The organism is bacterium (genome assembly GCA_020444325.1).
In the GTDB taxonomy this organism is placed as follows: Bacteria; Bacteroidota; Ignavibacteria; order SZUA-365; family SZUA-365; genus BM516.
In genome coordinates this window covers 1-17,425 of record JAHLLD010000013.1, presented here as the reverse complement: position 1 = coordinate 17,425, position 17,425 = coordinate 1, and the positions used below count along the sequence as shown (strand labels likewise).

Annotated in this window: 14 protein-coding genes; 11 read left to right on the top strand and 3 right to left on the bottom strand. The window is 57.0% G+C overall.

All coding sequences use genetic code 11. The features are described 5' to 3' along the window. The first annotated feature begins 1 nt into the window (after position 1). From ftsH to KQI65_14895, 10 genes are all read left to right on the top strand, one after another. Positions 2-2,161, top strand: coding sequence for an ATP-dependent zinc metalloprotease FtsH (ftsH, locus tag KQI65_14940; GenBank protein ID MCB2206035.1), 2,160 nt, complete (start codon positions 2-4; stop codon positions 2,159-2,161). Then, a complete protein-coding gene (locus KQI65_14935; protein ID MCB2206034.1) occupies positions 2,158-2,829 on the top strand; it encodes an SEC59/DGK1/VTE5 family protein in 672 nt (223 codons plus the stop codon). Before ftsH ends, KQI65_14935 begins: the two co-directional genes overlap by 4 nt. 1 nt (position 2,830) lies before the next feature. Continuing rightward, entirely contained in the window at positions 2,831-3,898 is a 1,068-nt protein-coding gene (locus tag KQI65_14930) for a DUF4837 family protein (GenBank protein ID MCB2206033.1), read from the top strand. Beyond that, entirely contained in the window at positions 3,898-4,854 is a 957-nt protein-coding gene (locus KQI65_14925; protein MCB2206032.1) for a flippase-like domain-containing protein, read from the top strand. Before KQI65_14930 ends, KQI65_14925 begins: the two co-directional genes overlap by 1 nt. Further along, positions 4,851-6,005, top strand: a complete 1,155-nt coding sequence (locus tag KQI65_14920; GenBank protein ID MCB2206031.1) for a glycosyltransferase — start codon at positions 4,851-4,853, stop codon at positions 6,003-6,005. The genes KQI65_14925 and KQI65_14920 overlap by 4 nt, the downstream gene beginning before the upstream one ends. Continuing rightward, complete coding sequence (locus KQI65_14915; protein ID MCB2206030.1) at positions 5,975-6,886, top strand: CPBP family intramembrane metalloprotease; 912 nt, start codon at positions 5,975-5,977, stop codon at positions 6,884-6,886. Before KQI65_14920 ends, KQI65_14915 begins: the two co-directional genes overlap by 31 nt. A 1-nt stretch (position 6,887) precedes the next feature. Further along, positions 6,888-8,036 carry a tetratricopeptide repeat protein gene (locus KQI65_14910; protein MCB2206029.1) on the top strand — a complete coding sequence of 383 codons (1,149 nt, stop codon included), beginning with the start codon at positions 6,888-6,890 and terminating at the stop codon, positions 8,034-8,036. Between the two features lie 205 nt (positions 8,037-8,241). Beyond that, positions 8,242-9,480 (top strand): glycine C-acetyltransferase, encoded by a 1,239-nt coding sequence (gene kbl / locus KQI65_14905; protein MCB2206028.1) that lies wholly within the window; start codon positions 8,242-8,244, stop codon positions 9,478-9,480. 114 nt (positions 9,481-9,594) lie between these two features. Beyond that, positions 9,595-10,554, top strand: a complete 960-nt coding sequence (locus KQI65_14900; GenBank protein MCB2206027.1) for an NAD-dependent epimerase/dehydratase family protein — start codon at positions 9,595-9,597, stop codon at positions 10,552-10,554. A gap of 297 nt (positions 10,555-10,851) precedes the next feature. Then, positions 10,852-11,376 (top strand): lipocalin family protein, encoded by a 525-nt coding sequence (locus KQI65_14895; protein ID MCB2206026.1) that lies wholly within the window; start codon positions 10,852-10,854, stop codon positions 11,374-11,376. Between the two features lie 9 nt (positions 11,377-11,385). Here KQI65_14895 and KQI65_14890 read toward each other — a convergent pair whose 3' ends face one another. The 3 genes from KQI65_14890 to ppdK all read right to left on the bottom strand — a co-directional run bounded on the left by KQI65_14890 (position 11,386) and on the right by ppdK (position 16,099). Continuing rightward, a complete protein-coding gene (locus tag KQI65_14890) occupies positions 11,386-11,895 on the bottom strand; it encodes a DNA-binding protein (GenBank protein MCB2206025.1) in 510 nt (169 codons plus the stop codon). 499 nt (positions 11,896-12,394) lie between these two features. Further along, positions 12,395-13,045: a hypothetical protein gene (locus tag KQI65_14885; protein MCB2206024.1), complete on the bottom strand. Its 651-nt coding sequence runs from the start codon at positions 13,043-13,045 to the stop codon at positions 12,395-12,397. Positions 13,046-13,303: 258 nt separating this feature from the next. Next, the gene (gene ppdK / locus KQI65_14880; protein MCB2206023.1) at positions 13,304-16,099 is read right to left on the bottom strand and encodes a pyruvate, phosphate dikinase; all 2,796 of its coding nucleotides are present in this window, start codon (positions 16,097-16,099) and stop codon (positions 13,304-13,306) included. A 235-nt stretch (positions 16,100-16,334) separates the two neighbouring features. Here ppdK and KQI65_14875 point away from each other — a divergent pair, with 235 nt between their 5' ends. Next, positions 16,335-17,084 carry a hypothetical protein gene (locus KQI65_14875; protein ID MCB2206022.1) on the top strand — a complete coding sequence of 250 codons (750 nt, stop codon included), beginning with the start codon at positions 16,335-16,337 and terminating at the stop codon, positions 17,082-17,084. The last annotated feature ends 341 nt before the right edge of the window (positions 17,085-17,425 follow it).

The following is a 17,425-nucleotide window of genomic DNA, read 5'->3' as shown; positions in this document are numbered from 1 at the left end:
CATGCAGGAAAGACCAGAACCCAGACCCCTCAAAGCCGCTGGCAGCGACGACGACAGAAATTCTCCCCCCCGGAAGAACAGTGAGCGTCCCCCCGGCAAACAGCCGCAGCGCAATCCCGAAGAAAACAACTGGCAACGCTACTCCAAGGTGTTTCTCACCTGGCTTATTGTCATTCTTCTTTTCTTCGTCATGTTCAGCTTCTTTAATACGGAGCCCGATCCAACGGCCATTACCTACTCGCAGTACCAGGAATTGCTGCACGGTGAACGGCATACGCTGGATGACACGGAAGTAAAGATCAACCGTGCCGTCGTCGAGAAGTCGAATCTCAACGATTACGTCATGCACGGTTATCTGAACAACAAAATCTCGATGAAATCCGTCGAGGGCAAAGCCTTTACCTCTTCGGAGTTTACCGTGAATCTCGGAGCAGTGGATTCCGAGATGCAGAAGGAATGGGTGTCGCGCGGCATCGAGGTGACGTTCAAGGAAAAGAACAACGAATGGACGCAGTACCTGATCAGTTTCCTGCCGTGGATACTGATTATCGGCGTCTGGCTGTTTTTTATGCGCCGGATGCAGTCCGGTGCGGGCGGCGGACCGAAAGGACTCTTCTCCTTCGGCAAAAGCCGCGCCAAAATGGTATCCGAAAACACCATCCGTGTGACGTTCTCCGATGTCGCTGGTGTGGACGAAGCGAAATATGAGCTGCAGGAAGTCATCGAATTTCTGAAAGAACCCGGAAAATTCCAGCGCCTCGGCGGGAAGATTCCACGCGGTGTGCTGCTGCTGGGTCCCCCGGGAACCGGCAAAACCCTGCTCGCACGTGCCGTGGCCGGGGAAGCCGGTGTGCCGTTCTTCTCGATCAGCGGTGCGGAATTTGTTGAAATGTTCGTGGGCGTCGGCGCCAGCCGTGTGCGCGATCTTTTCGACAACGCCAAGAAGAATTCACCGTGTATCGTCTTTATTGACGAGATCGATGCCGTGGGACGGCAGCGCGGTGCAGGACTCGGTGGCGGTCACGATGAGCGCGAACAGACGTTGAACCAGCTGCTGGTGGAAATGGACGGCTTCGAGCAGGGCAGCACCGTGATTATTATCGCGGCCACCAACCGTCCCGACGTGCTCGATCCCGCACTCCTGCGTCCCGGCCGCTTCGACCGCCAGATCGTTGTCGATCGTCCCGACGTGAAGGGACGCCTTGGCATTCTGAAAGTACACACGCGGAAAATCCCGCTGGATCCGGATGTGGACATTGAAGTGCTGGCGAAAGGCACACCCGGACTCGCCGGTGCGGAACTGGCCAACCTCGTCAACGAGGCAGCCCTGTATGCCGCGCGGCGGAATATGAAATCCGTTACCATGAGCGATTTCGAGGAAGCCAAAGACAAGATCATGATGGGCATGGAACGAAAGAGCCTCATCATCTCGGATGACGAAAAACGCATGACGGCCTATCATGAGGCGGGACATGTGCTCGTGGCCAAGATGATCCCTGAAGCGGATCCGGTGCACAAGGTCACCATCATTCCCCGTGGACGCGCGCTGGGTGTTACGACGTACCTGCCCATCGACGAAAAACACACGTATTCGAAACCGTATCTCGAAGCGATGATCGCGTATGCCATGGGCGGACGCGCGGCGGAGATGCTGGTCTTCGGACAGCTCACGACCGGTGCAGGCAATGACATCGAACGCGCCACGTCACTGGCGAGGAAAATGGTCTGCGAGTGGGGTATGAGCGAACTCGGTCCCCTCACTTTCGGCGCGAAGCAGGAAGAAATCTTCCTCGGCCGTGAAATCTCACAGCATCGTGATTACAGCGAGGAAACCGCCATCGCCATCGATGCTGCCGTGCGTGATATCGTGACGCAGGGCATGACCCGGGCCGATGACATCCTCACCGAGCATCGTGAGACGCTCGACCGCCTCTCCGAGGCGCTGCTCGAGCGCGAAATTCTCGACAGTGACGAAATAGACATACTGCTGCGAGGCGAAGAGCTTCCGCCGAAGAAAATCCCTGAGAACGGCGACAGCGTCGTCAAAGAGGGCGAAGAGCGCCTGAAAATCGACCAGGAGCGGGCGGACAAAATCCGCCGTGCCGTCGAAGAGATCAAGCGGCAGGAAGAAGAGCAGAAGCAACAGGACAAGGATGCATGAACGTGCCGGCAGCAGACACTCCCGCACACGTATCCTTTGAGTTCGAGCTGATGCGAAAGGGCATTCACATGATGTCCCTTTCCATCCCGATCGCATACTATTTCATGTCGCGCGAACTGGCGCTGAGTCTGCTTATCCCCCTCACCGTGCTGTTCCTGCTCGGTGATGTGATGCGTACGTATCACGAAGGGACGTACCGGCTCTACCGCAAAGTCTTCGGACGCATGCTCCGTGCGCATGAAATCACGCGCGAGAAAAAAACACTGAACGGCGCGAGCTGGGTGCTGATCTCCGCGACACTCTGTGTGCTGGTCTTTCCGAAGCTCATCGCCATTACCGCCTTCGCGGTGCTGATTGTATCAGACACCGTCGCGGCGCTGGTGGGCAGGCGCTTCGGAACGAAAAAATTCAATGACAAGACACTCGAAGGAAGTTCGGCCTTTGTCGTATCCGCCGCCGTGGTCATCCTGTTTACCCCAAAAGTTGCGCACGCGCCCATGGAGTATGTGATCGCGATCGTCGCTGCGGTGTTCGGTGCCCTCGCCGAAGTTTTTTCCTTCGATATCATCGACGATAACTTTGCCATCCCTGTCGCCATCGGAGCCACACTGTGGCTCATGTATGCGCTCTTTCTCCCGGAACTGAATGTTTATTTTCTGGATGGCTGATATGCGCACTTTCCTTCCTTTCACCCTGCTGGCCGCCGCGCTGTTGTTCACCTCGTGTGGACTCGACAGTAAGGAAGACGCCATGGGGGAAAACGACATCATCACCATCATTGCCGACAGTGCGGATTATGACGCGCTTGAGGATGTGATGGAAAATGCTTTCATGCAGCCGCTGTTCACTCCGCAGACCGAAAGCTGGTTCAGACTGCAGCGCTATAACCTCGGGGAGCTTCTCGATCACAAACGGGACCGCAACATTCTTCTCGTCGCACCGCTCGATGCCGACAACCGCATGGGCGAGTACATGCGCTCAGCGCTGGATTCGTCGGTGAAAGAACTTGTGCGCAACGGTGAACAGCATGTGTTCGTGAAAAAGGATCTCTGGTATCGCGGACAGACCGTGGTGCATCTCACGGGCCGGAATATGGAGGACCTGCGGAACTTCATGGTCACCAACGCCGATCAGCTCGAATACTATTTCAAGGAGGCGTGGGACCAGCGGGAAATCGCTCATATGTGGTCGCTGCCGAGGGAAAAGGATCTTGAGCAGCGCCTGATGGATGAGTACGGTTTCTCGTTCGCCATCATCCGCAGCTGGTTCGTCGGCAAAGACAGTTCAGACATTAACACCGTGCTGCTGCGCAGGCAGGCGCCGCAGGAAACCGAACGCTGGTTGATGGTGCACTGGGAAGACACCGACAACACCAGTCTGCTCACCAGTGAACATGCACTCGACCTGCGGAATCGTCTCACGGAAATTCTCTATCGCACGTATGATGATTCTTCCTGGGTCGTCGTCGATACCGCGCATCACCTGCAGTTTGACGAAGTGAATTTTCTCGATCACTTCGCCATCCGCATGAAGGGACTGTGGCGGATGAACGACTATACCATGGGCGGACCTTTTGTCAGCTACCTTTTCTATGACGAGGAGCAGGGCCGCATTTATTATCTCGACGGATCGGTATTCGCTCCGCGATATGAGAAAAAGAAACTGCTGCAGGATGTGGACGTCATGATGAAGACCTTCCACACCGCGCAGAAGAAGGACAGCGACGAGGGCTCCTGATGTCCGTCATTTCCGCGGATATCCGGCACTGGGTGATATGGACAGGCAAGCTGCTGCTTGCCGTGCTCCTCCTGTTTCTTCTCCTGCAGAATCTGCAGACCGGCAGTCTGCGTGCGACGCTCGCGAGCATGCAGTCCGTCTGGCTTTACACGGCGCTCCTGTTGCTCCTTCCAAACCTTTATTTCCAGTACAGCAAGTGGAAACTGCTGCTTCACAGCGTGTATCCCGCAGTGGCAGCACGTGACATACGCGCTTCGCTGCTGCTCGGGTTTACCTTTGGTGTCGTCACTCCCGCACGCATAGGGGAGTTCGGCGCGCGTGCGGCATCAATTCGCGGCGCGAGCCGGTTGACGGTGGTCGGACTCACCGCGATCGATAAAATGGCGACACTGTGCGTGACGCTGACGGTTGGCGGGGTGGGACTTCTGCTGTTCAACGTGCAGCATCCCTTCATGCCGACCTGGCTGCTCGCCGTAATCGAAGGAGCGCTGCTCGCCGGTGCCGTGCTGCTCTGGCTGTTGTGGGCCCGTCACTCATCCGACACGTCAGAAGCGGAAACCCGCGGTCGCATCGTCCGCAAATGGCAGCGGTTGCGCAGTTCACTGCAGCATCTGGATACGCGAACGCTTCGCCGTCTGTTGCTGCTTTCCGTGCTCTTCTACTGCACCTTCGTGCTGCAATTCTACTTCCTGCTCATGGCACTCGGTCCCGTCGACGCCACAACAGCGCTGTCAGGCATCAGCACCATCATGCTGCTGAAAACACTGATTCCGCCCCTGACGCTCGGAGAGCTCGGCATCCGTGAAGGCGCGAGCGTGTTCGTGCTCGGCGCTGCGGGTGTCGTCGCAGCGGCCGCCATCGGCGCCTCGCTGCTGCTGTTTACCATCAACATCCTTCTCCCCGGATTTGCAGGCCTCCTGGTGCTGCTGCGGCGTCCGTTGAGGACGGTCGCATGACAGCCTTCGCCTTTTTCTCACTCTTCGCCGCGCTGACAGCGGTATACATGCTGTTCCTTTTTCGCATACGAAGCGGGATACGCTACCTGTATGAACAGCAGCGGCATGATACCGATCATGATACGGGACGCACTGAAAATCTGCCCTTCCTTACCGTGCTCGTTCCCATGCGCGACGAAGCGCCGCAGCTTGAAGCCAGCGCAGCATCGCTTGCCGCGCAGCAGTATCCGTCCGACAGGCTCGAGGTGCTGTACATCGACGATCATTCGACAGATGGCAGTGCGGAGGAAGCGGAGCGTCTGCTTGGGCAGGATGCACGTTTTCGCGTGCTGCACTGCTCTGAAAGCGAGAGCGGAAAAAAGGATGCGCTGACGCGCGGCGTGCAGGAGGCGCGCGGGGAGATTATCGTCACGACGGATGCGGATTGCACGCATGACCCTGTCTGGCTTCGTACGCTCACATCACCGTTTGTAAGCGGAGCGGATGTGGTTGCGGGTCCTGTCGTGTTCACCAACCGCGAACGTTTCTTCACCCGCCTGCAGGCGATGGAATTTCTCGGCCTGGTGGGCGTGGGGGCGGGCTTTTTCGGCATCGGTTATCCGCGTCTGTGCAACGGTGCGAATTTTGCCTACCGCCGCAGCTGCTTTGATGCGGCCGCAGGATACAGCAGCAACCGTGAGGTGGTGAGCGGAGACGATGAATTCCTGCTGCATGACATTGTGTACCGGCAGGGGGGACATGCGCAATTCGTGAGCAGGGAAAGCGCCATCGTGCGGACTCCGGCGGCCGGAAGCGTTCGTGAGTTCCTGCAGCAGCGTATCCGCTGGTCGTCGAAAGCCTCGAAGTATATCGACCGCCGCTTTGTTTCTTTTCTTGTAGTGCTTTTTGTGTATTTTCTCTTTGCTGCCACCGCACCGGTCATCAGTTTGGGATCGCCGGCAGCCCTTGCGGCTGGCATACTTTTTTTTCTTCTGAAATGCATCACGGATGCTGCCGTGCTCTTCGCCGCGGCCTCGCTGTTTCGTCAGCCGCTGCGTCCAGTCGACCTACTTGCGGCTGAGTTTCTGCACGCGTACTATATCGTGGTCGTTTCCGCGTTCGGATTTTTTGGGGTATTCTCATGGAAGAACCGAAACCTGAAAAAGGGCTGAATTCCTTCTGGCTGCATGATGGGGAATTGCGGCTGTTCTGGAAAATGAGCAGCTATTTCACCGTTTTCATATTCCTTTTCATTGTTCTGTACTCCGCTTCCAAAGTGGTGCCTGCCAATTTGGACTGGCGCCTTGCCAATCCCACCCTGATGGCGATAGCTGCGGGACTCGCGACGGCGTTCCTGCTCGCCGTGGCAGGGGGACGCGGATTCGCGGTGGAGACGGGGTTGCTATGGTACCGTCACAGCATACGCGATGTTCTGCTCGGGATAGGGATTGCCGCACTTATGGTCACGGCGCTCCTCGGCCTGGAACTTCTGCTGGGTGAGGCAAGTATCAGCTCCGTGCATCTGACCACGGGCTACGCGGTAAGACTTCTTGCGGTCAGCCTCGTTGGATTCACACTCGTAGGTGTCGCCGAAGAACTGCTGTTTCGCGGGTATCCTTTCAGCGCCATGCAGCGGCAGGGTAGTACGGCACTCGCACTCATCGTCACTTCCGTACTGTTCAGTCTCATGCACGGGTTTAATCCCGAAATCGGCTGGCTCGGTTTTATGAACATCTTCCTGGCCGGAATCTGGCTCGGCGCAGCGCGGATCGTGACGGGAACACTCTGGCTGGCGATCGGACTGCACATCGGATGGAATTTCTTTCTCGGCAGCGTGTATGGTTTCCCCGTCAGTGGCATCATCGAACGGAGTATTTTCGTGATGGACATGAACGGCACCTGGTGGATCGGCGGAGGACAATTCGGTCCCGAAGGAGGCATCCTGTCCACCCTGGTGCTGATCGGAGGAACCGCGGTGCTGATGCTGCCGGCGATGCGTTCAATGCTCAGTCCGGGAAGCGAGAAATCAGAAGAAAAAGGAAACGAGGAATAACATGAAATACATCATTGCCGCCGTTCTGCTGCTGCTGTGTGCCGCCCCTTCCATGCAGGCTCAGTGGATCAACGACAAGGCCGTGGAAGCCACCATTGATCAGGGGATTCACGATACCTACAACATGCGCTTCGAGCAGGCAGAATCAGCTTTCAGGAGCGTTGTCCAGAAATATCCCGACCACCCATCCGGCCACTTTCTGCTCGCAATGGTGGAATGGTGGCGGATACTCATCGATCTGGAAGACGAATCCCGCGATGATCATTTCCATGACATGCTTGACCGCGTCATCGACCTCTGTGACGAACGTCTCGACAACAATGAGCGTGATATCGCCGGACTCTTTTTCAAAGGCGGCGCGATTGGATTTCAGGGACGGCTGCATGCCAACCGCAAGAGCTGGGTGAGTGCAGCCACGCGGGGCAAGGAAGCGCTTCCCGTGGTGATGGATGCCGCGGAGATCGCGCCCGACAATGCGGACCTCGCTTTCGGGACAGGCATCTACGACTACTATGCCGCCGTGCTTCCCGAGCGGTACGCCGTTCTCGAACCGCTGATGATGTTTCTGCCCGAAGGGAACAAGGAACGTGGACTGCGTGAACTCCAGCAGGCCGCTGACCATGCCCGCTTCGCCAACTGGGAAGCCATGTATTTCCTGCTGCAGATCAATTACAGCATGGAAAATCGTCCCTCCACCGCCCTGCGCCACGCACGGAAGCTGCATGCCCAGTTCCCCGATAACCCGGTATTTCACCGTTATCTCGGACGCACCTACGTCAAACTCGGCAACTGGAAACGGGCCGCGGAAGTGTTCGCCGATGTCCTCAAGGGCACCTTCAAGCACAAGCGCGGCTACAGTGTCAAGATGAAACGGGAAGCGAATTACTATCTCGGCTATGCCGCCATGCTGGTGAAGGATTATGGCAAGGCCATGAAATATCTCGTCGAATGCGATCGCCTTTCGCGCAAGCTGGATGAAGAACCTTCCGGCTTCATGGTGATGGCCAACCTTCGCATGGGTATGGTGCATGACATGATGGACCAGCGAAATTACGCGATCAAGCAGTATGACAAGGTGTTGCGCATGGACGATTACCGCGGCTCGCACGATCTGGCTGCGCAGTACAAGAAATCCGGGTACAACCGGTAATCCCACCCCTGCTCCCTTCCGAAATACGGGATTTTCGGAGGGGATTACTTCGTGAATTGTGAATAAAAACACTATATTTGTGATCGGGCTCCCGCTTCGGGAGCACCCGCTCACACCTCTGCAAATCCTGCCGGATACGTGAGCCTATCTCCTCAGTTTTTTTGGACTTGTACTCCACGCACCACATTTCATAAGGAGCTGATTTATGTACGGGAAGATGAAGGAGTTTCTGGCTGAGGAACTTCAGTCGCTCAAAGATCAAAAGCTTTACAAAGACGAACGCGTCATCGAAAGTGAACAGGGAGCCGAGATCACCGTTCGCGGCAAGAAGGTCCTGAACTTCTGCGCCAACAACTACCTCGGGCTGTCTTCGCACCCTGATCTGATCAAGGCCGCGCATGAAACCATCGACGAACGCGGTTTCGGTCTTTCCTCCGTGCGTTTCATCTGCGGAACGCAGGACATTCACAAGGAACTCGAGCGCAAGGTCAGCGAGTTTCTCGGTACGGAAGACACCATTCTTTTTGCCGCCTGTTTCGATGCGAACGCAGCCGTATTCGAGCCGCTGTTCGGACCGGAAGACGCCATTATCACCGATTCCCTCAATCACGCCTCACTCATCGACGGTATCCGTCTGAGCAAGGCCCAGCGCTGGATTTACAACCACGGACACCTCGGTGACACCGAGACCGAAGATCCGGGCACGGGCAAAATGGCCAAGGGACTCGAGCGCTGCCTGAAAGAAGCCAAGGACTGCCGTTTCAAGGTTATCGTCACGGACGGTGCATTCTCCATGGACGGAGAAATCGCGAAGCTCGATGAGATCTGCGATCTCGCCGACAAGTACGACGCCCTCGTGCTGCATGACGAAAGCCATTGCACCGGTTTCCTCGGAAAGACCGGTCGCGGTACGCATGAGTACTGCGGCGTGATGGGACGCACCGATATCATCACGACGACCTTCGGCAAGGCACTCGGCGGTGCATCCGGCGGCTGCGTTTCCGGCAAGAAGGAAATCGTCGAATGGCTGCGCAACAAGGGCCGTCCGTACCTGTTCTCCAACACCGTGCCGCCCGCAGTCGTCGGCGCCACGATCAAGGCGATCGACCTGCTCAGCTCCAGCACCTACCTGCGCGACAAGCTCGAAGCCAACACGAAGAAATTCCGTTCGGAAATGACCGCGGCCGGTTTCGACATCATTCCGGGAGATCATCCGATCGTCCCGATCATGTTCGGCAAGTATGACAATTGCTCGCAGCTGGCGGTGGACTTCGCCAACAAGCTGCTCGAAGAAGGTATTTACGTTATCGCCTTCTCCTTCCCCGTGGTTCCGCGTGGCAAGGATCGTATCCGCGTGCAGCTTTCCGCCGCACACGATACCGAGCATATCGACAAGGCCGTCGCCGCCTTCACGAAAGTCGGTAAAGAACTGGGCATGCTCTGAGAGCACGCCTGAAACTTCGGAGTGCATGGAGTCCCGCGTGAGCGGGACTCCTGCCATCCGGCAGCAGCGCAATCGCATTCGAACATCATACACAGGAACACATTCATGAAAGAGATCAAGAAGATTCTCGTAACCGGCGCTGTCGGACAGATCGGTTCCGAGCTGACCATGGCCCTGCGTGAGAAATACGGTGCCGAAAATGTCATCGCCACCGGACGCAAAACCGAGCCCAGCAAAGAGCTGAAGGAATCCGGTCCCTTCCATTTCATCGACGTGAACAACATCGACTCGGTCGAAGAGATGATTACGAAGTACGACATCGACACCGTCGTGCACATGGCCGCGATCCTCTCCGCCGTCGGCGAGAAGAACCCGAACCTGGCGTGGGACGTCAACATGAACGGCACGCTCAACATCCTCAACCTCGGCGTCAAGCATGAGATGGCCCGCGTGGTCATTCCCAGTTCCATCGCCGTGTGGGGTCCGGGCACTCCCGCCATCGCCCCGCAGGATACCGCACTGCATCCGACCACGATGTACGGCGTCACCAAGGTCTGCGGCGAAATCCTCGCCGACTACTACGTACAGAAATACAACCTCGACAGTCGCGGACTCCGTTACCCGGGCATCATCTCCTCCGAGACGCTCCCCGGCGGCGGCACCACCGACTATGCCGTGGCGATTTACTACGAGGCCATCAAGAACAAGCATTACACCTGCTTCGTGCGTGAAGACACGCGCCTGCCGATGATGTACATGCCCGACTGCCTCAAGGCCACCATCGACCTGATGGAAGCACCCTTCGACAAGCTCAAACGCCACAACGACTACAACGTCGGCTCCATGAGCTTCACGGTGAAAGACCTCGCCGACAGTATCAAGAAAGTCATCCCCGACTTCACCGTCGATTACGCGCCGGACTTCCGCCAGGATATCGCCGACTCGTGGCCCGATGGCGTCGACGACACGCCCGCCCGCGAAGAGTGGGGCTGGAACCCCTCCTTCGACCTCGACAGCATGACCAAAGACATGCTCGAAAAGCTCCAGGCCCGCCATGATAAGGGTGAGCTCTGAGTTTAACCTTCTCGGTTCAGAATTCGGAAAACCCCGCAGCACTTGCGGGGTTTTCTGTCAGATGGCAGATTTCAAATTGCAGATAACAAACCGGACAGCAGCCGGGAATGCTTCCCGTGAGGTGTACCCGGATGTCTGTGGGCTTAGTGGAAGCAATCCCGGATTTCGAATCGGGATGGAAAAATGGAAGGATAGAAGCATGGAAATAGCACCGCGATGTTATATTTCCATGTTTCCATGTTTCCATGTTTCCATGTTTCCATACCGAACAAACCGCAATGAACAGGATATGAACCGATGAAAAGAATACCAGTACTATTGACGCTGACGATGATTGCCATTGCAGGCTGCGGGGGAAGCTATCCGCCGCTGGAGACGGTCGAGCGGGTGGATCTTGAGCGCTATGCGGGCAAGTGGTATGAAATTGCGCGGCTGCCGAATTCGTTTCAGGAGGACTGCTGGAACTCCACCGCCGAGTACACACTCATCGACGACGAAACGGTGCGCGTGATCAACCGCTGTGAGGAAGACAGCGTCGGCGGGGAGATCGATGATGTCGAAGGCAAAGCCTGGGTCGTCGAAGGCAGCAACAATGCGAAGCTGAAGGTGTCGTTCTTCTGGCCGTTCAAGGGGGATTACTGGATTCTGATGCTGGACGATGCGTACCAGTGGGTCGCTGTCGGCACTCCCAGCCGCGAATATCTCTGGATCATGGCGCGCGATCCGCAGCCGGACTATCTGCCACTCGACCGCATCAAGCAGGAACTCGCCCGGAAAGGCTTCGACGTAACGAAGCTCATCTCCCGTCCCGACGTGGGGTGATTGATGCCATTATCCCGCGACCTGTGCGTGTCGTCGTGATATCAGCTTATTCGAGATCCTGGAGAGGGTCTCGGCTTTTTCAATTTCCTCATCCGGGATCGAATCACCTTCAGCGGCCCGCCATCGAAGAATGCTCAGCCAGTCCCAGTACGCGGTACCTTTGCCCGAAATGGTGACCGGAGCGGGGAACGCGGCTCGACCTCGCCTGCCCGTTGACCAGAGCCGAACCGCTTCACGCGATACCCCAAGCCGTTCAGCTATCATCGACTGTGTCACCAGTGGCGCAGGCGCAATCCCTCCGACCGACAAACCAATTCTGCTACCTTCGATGTTCTGAATTGCTGATGAGACCGCTTCCTCCATGGAGACCGCTTCCCGTGTGAAATCAAGAAAGACGAATCCATTGCGCGTCCACACCAGTCCGTCAGAGCACCCTGATTCATACAGGGCATCCTCGATACCCTCAGTGGCGTCGAAAGTGGATTCCAGAATAAGGGTGAACGAATAATTTTTCTTCATACTCTGCTTCCGGTGTCTGGGCATGCATTGATTCTTGCCAATATCTGTTTTGCGTGATTACCCGGATTGCGTGGGGAGGACCAGACGGACAATCTACAACCTTCGCCCGCAGCGAGCGGGCAGTACATGTATCCCCATGCGTGAGCTGAGGACCCGGGGTGGCGATATCGCCACCCGCAGCTTTCGGCGAAACGGATTGCCGCTTCGACTTCTTTGTTCGGGTGCCTTGGACGCAATGTGTTATCCCTAATATGTCTGAAGTGTTGACAAAAGTCAACAGGGGGGGGGCCGTGCCCTATTTCGCGAAGGATCGGAACTGGCTGCACGTTGCGAAATGGCATTTCCGGGACCGTAAAAATCAGGGCACTCCGGGTGAGGAGTGCCCCTTGTCATATTTCCATCCTTCCATTTTTCTATTGTTCCATACTCCGTACGCCCGAGCAGCTTCAGCGATCAGCATGGAGCGGGTCGTCCCGCTCAGGCGTAGCCATAGCGCAGGTCACAGCCAGATTCCCATTCCCACCGAGAGCAGGAAGTAGCGACGGACACCCATGCGCAGGCGGGTTGTCTGATCGGGACCCAGGTAATAGGCCTGTGATCCTTTCTCCAGTTGGACGCGGTAGAGAAATTCGTAGTACGCGAAGGAGGTCGGGAGTTGCACGCCAAGTACGGCGAAACTGCGCTTGCCGAAACTGTCGTGTTCATTCATCCATTCCCACTCGGGTGTGTTTTCCTCGAAACGGAATTCCTGATCGCCTGAGGGATCGAAGCTGAATCCCGCCATCACGGCACCGTAGCCCCTGTACTGCAGGCGCATGACGGCGTCGAGGAGCAGTGTTGGGTGGAGGTAACTGAGTCCGGGACGCACGGTGAGCTGCGCGTCTTCACCCAGGTCGAGGATGGGGAGATCCCACGTCGCCACGAGTCCGGGTGCAATATCGTTTGCTGACCTATGTTGCCGGAAATTGTGCCATGCGATCGAGGGACCGCCCGCGGGACCCGAGAGCAGTCCTGTCGCGTCAACGTCCTGCTGCATGGTGGGACGCGGGGCTTCCGGTTGTGTGGGAACGGTCGCGGATTGTGCCATCGTGAGCGTGGAGATCAGGCATAGCGCGCCCATGATGAAAAGGAGACTTTTCATTGCTTGCATCGGGATACCAGTATGTTATGAGTAGGAAAATCAGTTGGGACGGACAGCAGTTCCGGAGCTTCGTCCGCCATTGTACCGGCACATCGGAAGAGACACGCAAAGCCCCCCGCTTTGTTACAAGGGGACGGAAAAACGACCTTTATGCAGAAAGTGCATAATTCCAGGCGCGAGATTATGCAGAATGTGCATAAAAATGGACCAGGTCTTACCCGTGGGATGGATAAGACCTGGTCGTAAGGTCAGGGAAGGGCGAAAGATTTATTTTTTCTTCGCAGTCTTCTTGGCTTTCTTTTCCACCTTGCGGGGGTTGCGCAGGGCGGCGCGGGCTGCGGCCAGGCGCGCGATGGGCACGCGGAAGGGCGAACAGCTCACGTAGTTGAGTCCGATGTTGTGACAGAATTCCACCGATGCGGGCTCGCCACCGTGCTCGCCGCAGATACCCAGCTTGATGTCGGGCTGCGTCTTGCGTCCCTCGGCCACGGCATGCTTCATCAGGAAGCCGACACCGCTCTGGTCAATGCTCTCGAAAGGATCGCGAGCGTAGATGTCGTTCTGCACATACGAAGGCAGGAAGCGTCCGGCATCGTCACGGCTGACACCGAGTGTGGTTTGCGTCAGGTCGTTGGTGCCGAAGGAGAAGAACTCGGCGACACCGGCAATCTCTGCCGCGGTGATGGCGCCACGCGGCACTTCAATCATGGTGCCGACGAGGTAATTGAATTTGATTTTCTTCGCCTTCATGACTTCATCTGCCACGCGGCGCACGATCTGTTCCTGCATCTTCAACTCGAGGACGTTGCCGACGAGGGGAATCATGATCTCGGGGAAGGCCTTGATCCCTTTCTTGCGCACATTGGCTGCTGCTTCGAATACGGCACGTGCCTGCATCTCGGTGATCTCGGGATACATGATGCCGAGACGGCAGCCGCGGAAACCGAGCATCGGATTGAACTCATGCAGGGCTTCGACACGCTCCTTGACCTTGGCGGCGGGAATGCCGAGATCGTCGGCGACTTCCTTTTGTCCCTTCTCGTCGTGCGGAAGGAATTCATGCAGCGGGGGATCGATGGTGCGGATGGTCACGGGACGCTTGCCCATGGCTTTGAAAATGCCTTCGAAGTCCTTGCGCTGCAGCGGCAGCAGCTTCGCGAGTGCCTTGCGGCGTCCTTCCGTATCCTCTGCCAGGATCATCTCACGCATGGGACCGATCTTTCCTTCACCGAAGAACATATGCTCGGTGCGTGTGAGTCCGATACCCTCGGCGCCGAATGCCACGGCGTTTTCGCTCTGATCGGGCTGATCGGCGTTGGTGCGGATGTTGATCTGCCGCGCCTTGTCGGCCCACTTCATGATGCGGTCGTACATTTTGAAGACCGGTGCATCGGCGGGCTTGAGCGACTTGTCGATAAGGACCTGCACGACTTCGCTGGGACGCGTGGGGATATTGCCCATGAGCACTTCACCCGTGCTGCCGTCGAGGGAGATGTAGTCACCTTCCTGCACGACTTCCTTGCGCCCTGCAATGCGCATTTCGCGCTTCTTGTAATCGATTTTCAGGGAGTCGCAGCCTGCAACACAGACCTTGCCCATCTGGCGCGCCACCAGTGCGGCGTGTGAGGTCATACCGCCTCGTGCGGTCAGGATACCTTCGGCTGCGTTCATGCCCTCAATGTCCTCAGGCGAGGTTTCGATGCGGACGAGGATGACCGGATCGCCGTACTTGGCGAACTGCACGGCGTCTTCGGCATTGAATGCCACGCGGCCGGACGCGGCGCCTGGACCGGCGTTGAGTCCCTTGGTCAGGAGCTGGTCGCCGTTGATGGCATTCTGCTTTTCCTTCATATCGAAGATCGGGCGCAGCAGCTGGTTGAGCTGATCCGGCTCGATGCGCATGAGGGCTTCTTTCTGCGAGATGAGTTTTTCCTTCACCATGTCGACCGCGATCTTGATCGCGGCAAAGGCCGTACGCTTGCCAACGCGGCACTGCAGCATGTACAGATCCCCATCCTGAATGGTGAACTCAATGTCCATCATGTCACGATAGTGCTTCTCGAGCTTCTTGCGGATATCGAGCAGCTGCTTGTGTGCCTTGGGATCCTTGTCCTTCAGCTGGATGATGGGCAGCGGCGTGCGCGTACCGGCGACGACATCCTCGCCCTGCGCATCCATCAGGAATTCACCGTAGAAGTAATTCTCACCGGAAGCGGCATCGCGCGTGAAGGCAACGCCAGTACCGGATTTCTCGCCCATGTTTCCGAAGACCATGGACTGTACGTTCACTGCGGTACCCCACTCGTCGGGGATGCCGTTGAGCTTGCGGTAGACATTCGCGCGGGGATTGTTCCAGGAACTGAACACGGCGCCGATTGCGCCCCAGAGCTGCTCCTGCGGATCCTCCGGAAATTTCTTGCCGGTTTCGCGCTTGATGGCAGCCTTGAATTCCGCAACGAGTTCCTTCATGTCCTCGGCAGTCAGCTCGATATCCAGCGTGACACCGCGGGCCTCCTTCTTCGCTTCGAGGATTTCCTCGAAAGGATCGATGTCATCTTTCGTTTTCGGCTTGAGATCCAGCACCACGTCGCCGTACATCTGTACGAAGCGGCGGTACGAATCGTATGCGAAACGTTCGTTACCGGAACGCTTGATCAGTCCCTGCACCGTCATGTCGTTGAGACCGAGGTTCAGGATGGTATCCATCATACCCGGCATCGAAGCGCGTGCACCGGAGCGGACGGAGACGAGCAGGGGATTCTTCGCATCGCCGAACTTCGCTTTCATGTCGCGTTCGACCTTGCGCAGCGATTTCTCCACCTGCTCCTTGAGCTGTTTCGGATAGGTGAGCTTGTTGTCGTAGTAATAAGTGCAGACATCAGTGGTGATGGTGAATCCCGCCGGCACGGGCAGACCGATGTTCACCATCTCGGCGAGGTTGGCGCCCTTGCCGCCGAGCAGATTTTTCATGTCTGCACGGCCGTCAGCTTTCTTGCCGCCGAAGAAGTACACGTATTTCTTCGCGCGCGGGGTTGCCGTCGATTTCGATTTGGATTTGGCCATGAAGGTCCTCCAAGTAAAAGTATCACAGGTATATGTAGCACGTCGTTTTCGTGTCAGCTTCCCGGCATTCTCCCCTTACCTCCGAATACCGGAATTCACGATATCTTTCAAAGATAAAGAATTATCAAACGCAAGAATAGCGGGGAGTGTCACGGAATCATGAGAACTGCGTTTGGAACCGACATACACGGGAAAATTGTTATGAAGGGACAACCGAAACATTTACGATTGATGCATGTTGATTCGTTTATATATATCGCTTCTTTTTGTGCTTGCCGCCCCTCTGGCAGCTCAAACAGTTCCGCAGCTGCTCGAGCGCGGAGACAGCGCCCTGACCGCCATGAAGCCGAAGCTTGCCCTCGACTACTACACCCGTGCTCAGCGTACCGCACCTGAGGATGCCGCCGTTCTCTGGCGGCTATCGCGTGTACATACCGAGATCGCCGCGGAAGAGAAGGACGAGAAGAAGGCTGAAGCGTTGCTGCAGAAATCCCTGCGCTACGCCGAGCGCGCCGAGCGTGTGCGTCCCCAGGAGGCAATGGCACAGGTGGCACTTTCGGTGGCGTATGGACAGCTGGCCGTGATCGCGCCGTATGATGAAAAGGTGGATCTGAGCAAGAAGATTTACGCACATGCAAGGCGTGCGCTCGAGCTGGATGGAAGGAATCATGTTGCCATGCTGGTGCTGGGGATGTGGCACCGGGAAGTGGCATCGCTGAACTGGGCGCTCAAGCTTGTGCTCGATGCCGCGTATGGGGGACTCCCTGACGCCAGCCTGGAACAGTCGCATGAACTGCTCGCCGAAGCGGTGACATTGCGTCCTGATGAAATCATGCCGCGCGTAGAACTCGCCAAAACCCTCCTGGAAATGGACCGCGACACCGACGCCCGCCGTCAGCTCCGCCGCGCCATCTCTCTCCGCCCATCCAACCTCGGCGATCCCCGCCGCATCGCAGAAGCCCGCGAGCTCCTGGCGGACCTATAGCAGATTGCAAATGGCAGATCCCAGATTCCAGATAGCAAACCCACATGGAGCAGGGATTGCTTCCCCTGCCTTGTTCCCGGATGTTTGTTGCGATCACGGAAGCAATCCCTGATTACAGATTGCATTTCACGGGGTATGGGGGGTATGGAAAGATTGAAAAAAAGAATGATGGAAACATCAAGCAACCATCTGTACAAACCCGCTAAAAATGTCCCGCGTCCCGGACGCCTTGAGGCGGACGGGACTCCCGCGTGAGTGCAACGAGCTCCCGCGTGAGCGCAGCGAGCTCCCGCGTGAGCGCAGCGAACTCCCGCGTGAGCGCAGCGAACTCCCGCGTGAGC

Bases quoted from the DNA above. Each gene is read 5' to 3' on its own strand.
- ftsH (MCB2206035.1), top strand. From the start codon at position 2: ATGCAGGAAAGACCAGAACCCAGACCCCTCAAAGCCGCTGGCAGCGAC.
- KQI65_14935 (MCB2206034.1), top strand. From the start codon at position 2,158: ATGAACGTGCCGGCAGCAGACACTCCCGCACACGTATCCTTTGAGTTC.
- KQI65_14930 (MCB2206033.1), top strand. From the start codon at position 2,831: ATGCGCACTTTCCTTCCTTTCACCCTGCTGGCCGCCGCGCTGTTGTTC.
- KQI65_14925 (MCB2206032.1), top strand. From the start codon at position 3,898: ATGTCCGTCATTTCCGCGGATATCCGGCACTGGGTGATATGGACAGGC.
- KQI65_14920 (MCB2206031.1), top strand. From the start codon at position 4,851: ATGACAGCCTTCGCCTTTTTCTCACTCTTCGCCGCGCTGACAGCGGTA.
- KQI65_14915 (MCB2206030.1), top strand. From the start codon at position 5,975: ATGGAAGAACCGAAACCTGAAAAAGGGCTGAATTCCTTCTGGCTGCAT.
- KQI65_14910 (MCB2206029.1), top strand. From the start codon at position 6,888: ATGAAATACATCATTGCCGCCGTTCTGCTGCTGCTGTGTGCCGCCCCT.
- kbl (MCB2206028.1), top strand. From the start codon at position 8,242: ATGTACGGGAAGATGAAGGAGTTTCTGGCTGAGGAACTTCAGTCGCTC.
- KQI65_14895 (MCB2206026.1), top strand. From the start codon at position 10,852: ATGAAAAGAATACCAGTACTATTGACGCTGACGATGATTGCCATTGCA.
- KQI65_14890 (MCB2206025.1), bottom strand. From the start codon at position 11,895: ATGAAGAAAAATTATTCGTTCACCCTTATTCTGGAATCCACTTTCGAC.
- KQI65_14885 (MCB2206024.1), bottom strand. From the start codon at position 13,045: ATGCAAGCAATGAAAAGTCTCCTTTTCATCATGGGCGCGCTATGCCTG.
- ppdK (MCB2206023.1), bottom strand. From the start codon at position 16,099: ATGGCCAAATCCAAATCGAAATCGACGGCAACCCCGCGCGCGAAGAAA.
- KQI65_14875 (MCB2206022.1), top strand. From the start codon at position 16,335: ATGTTGATTCGTTTATATATATCGCTTCTTTTTGTGCTTGCCGCCCCT.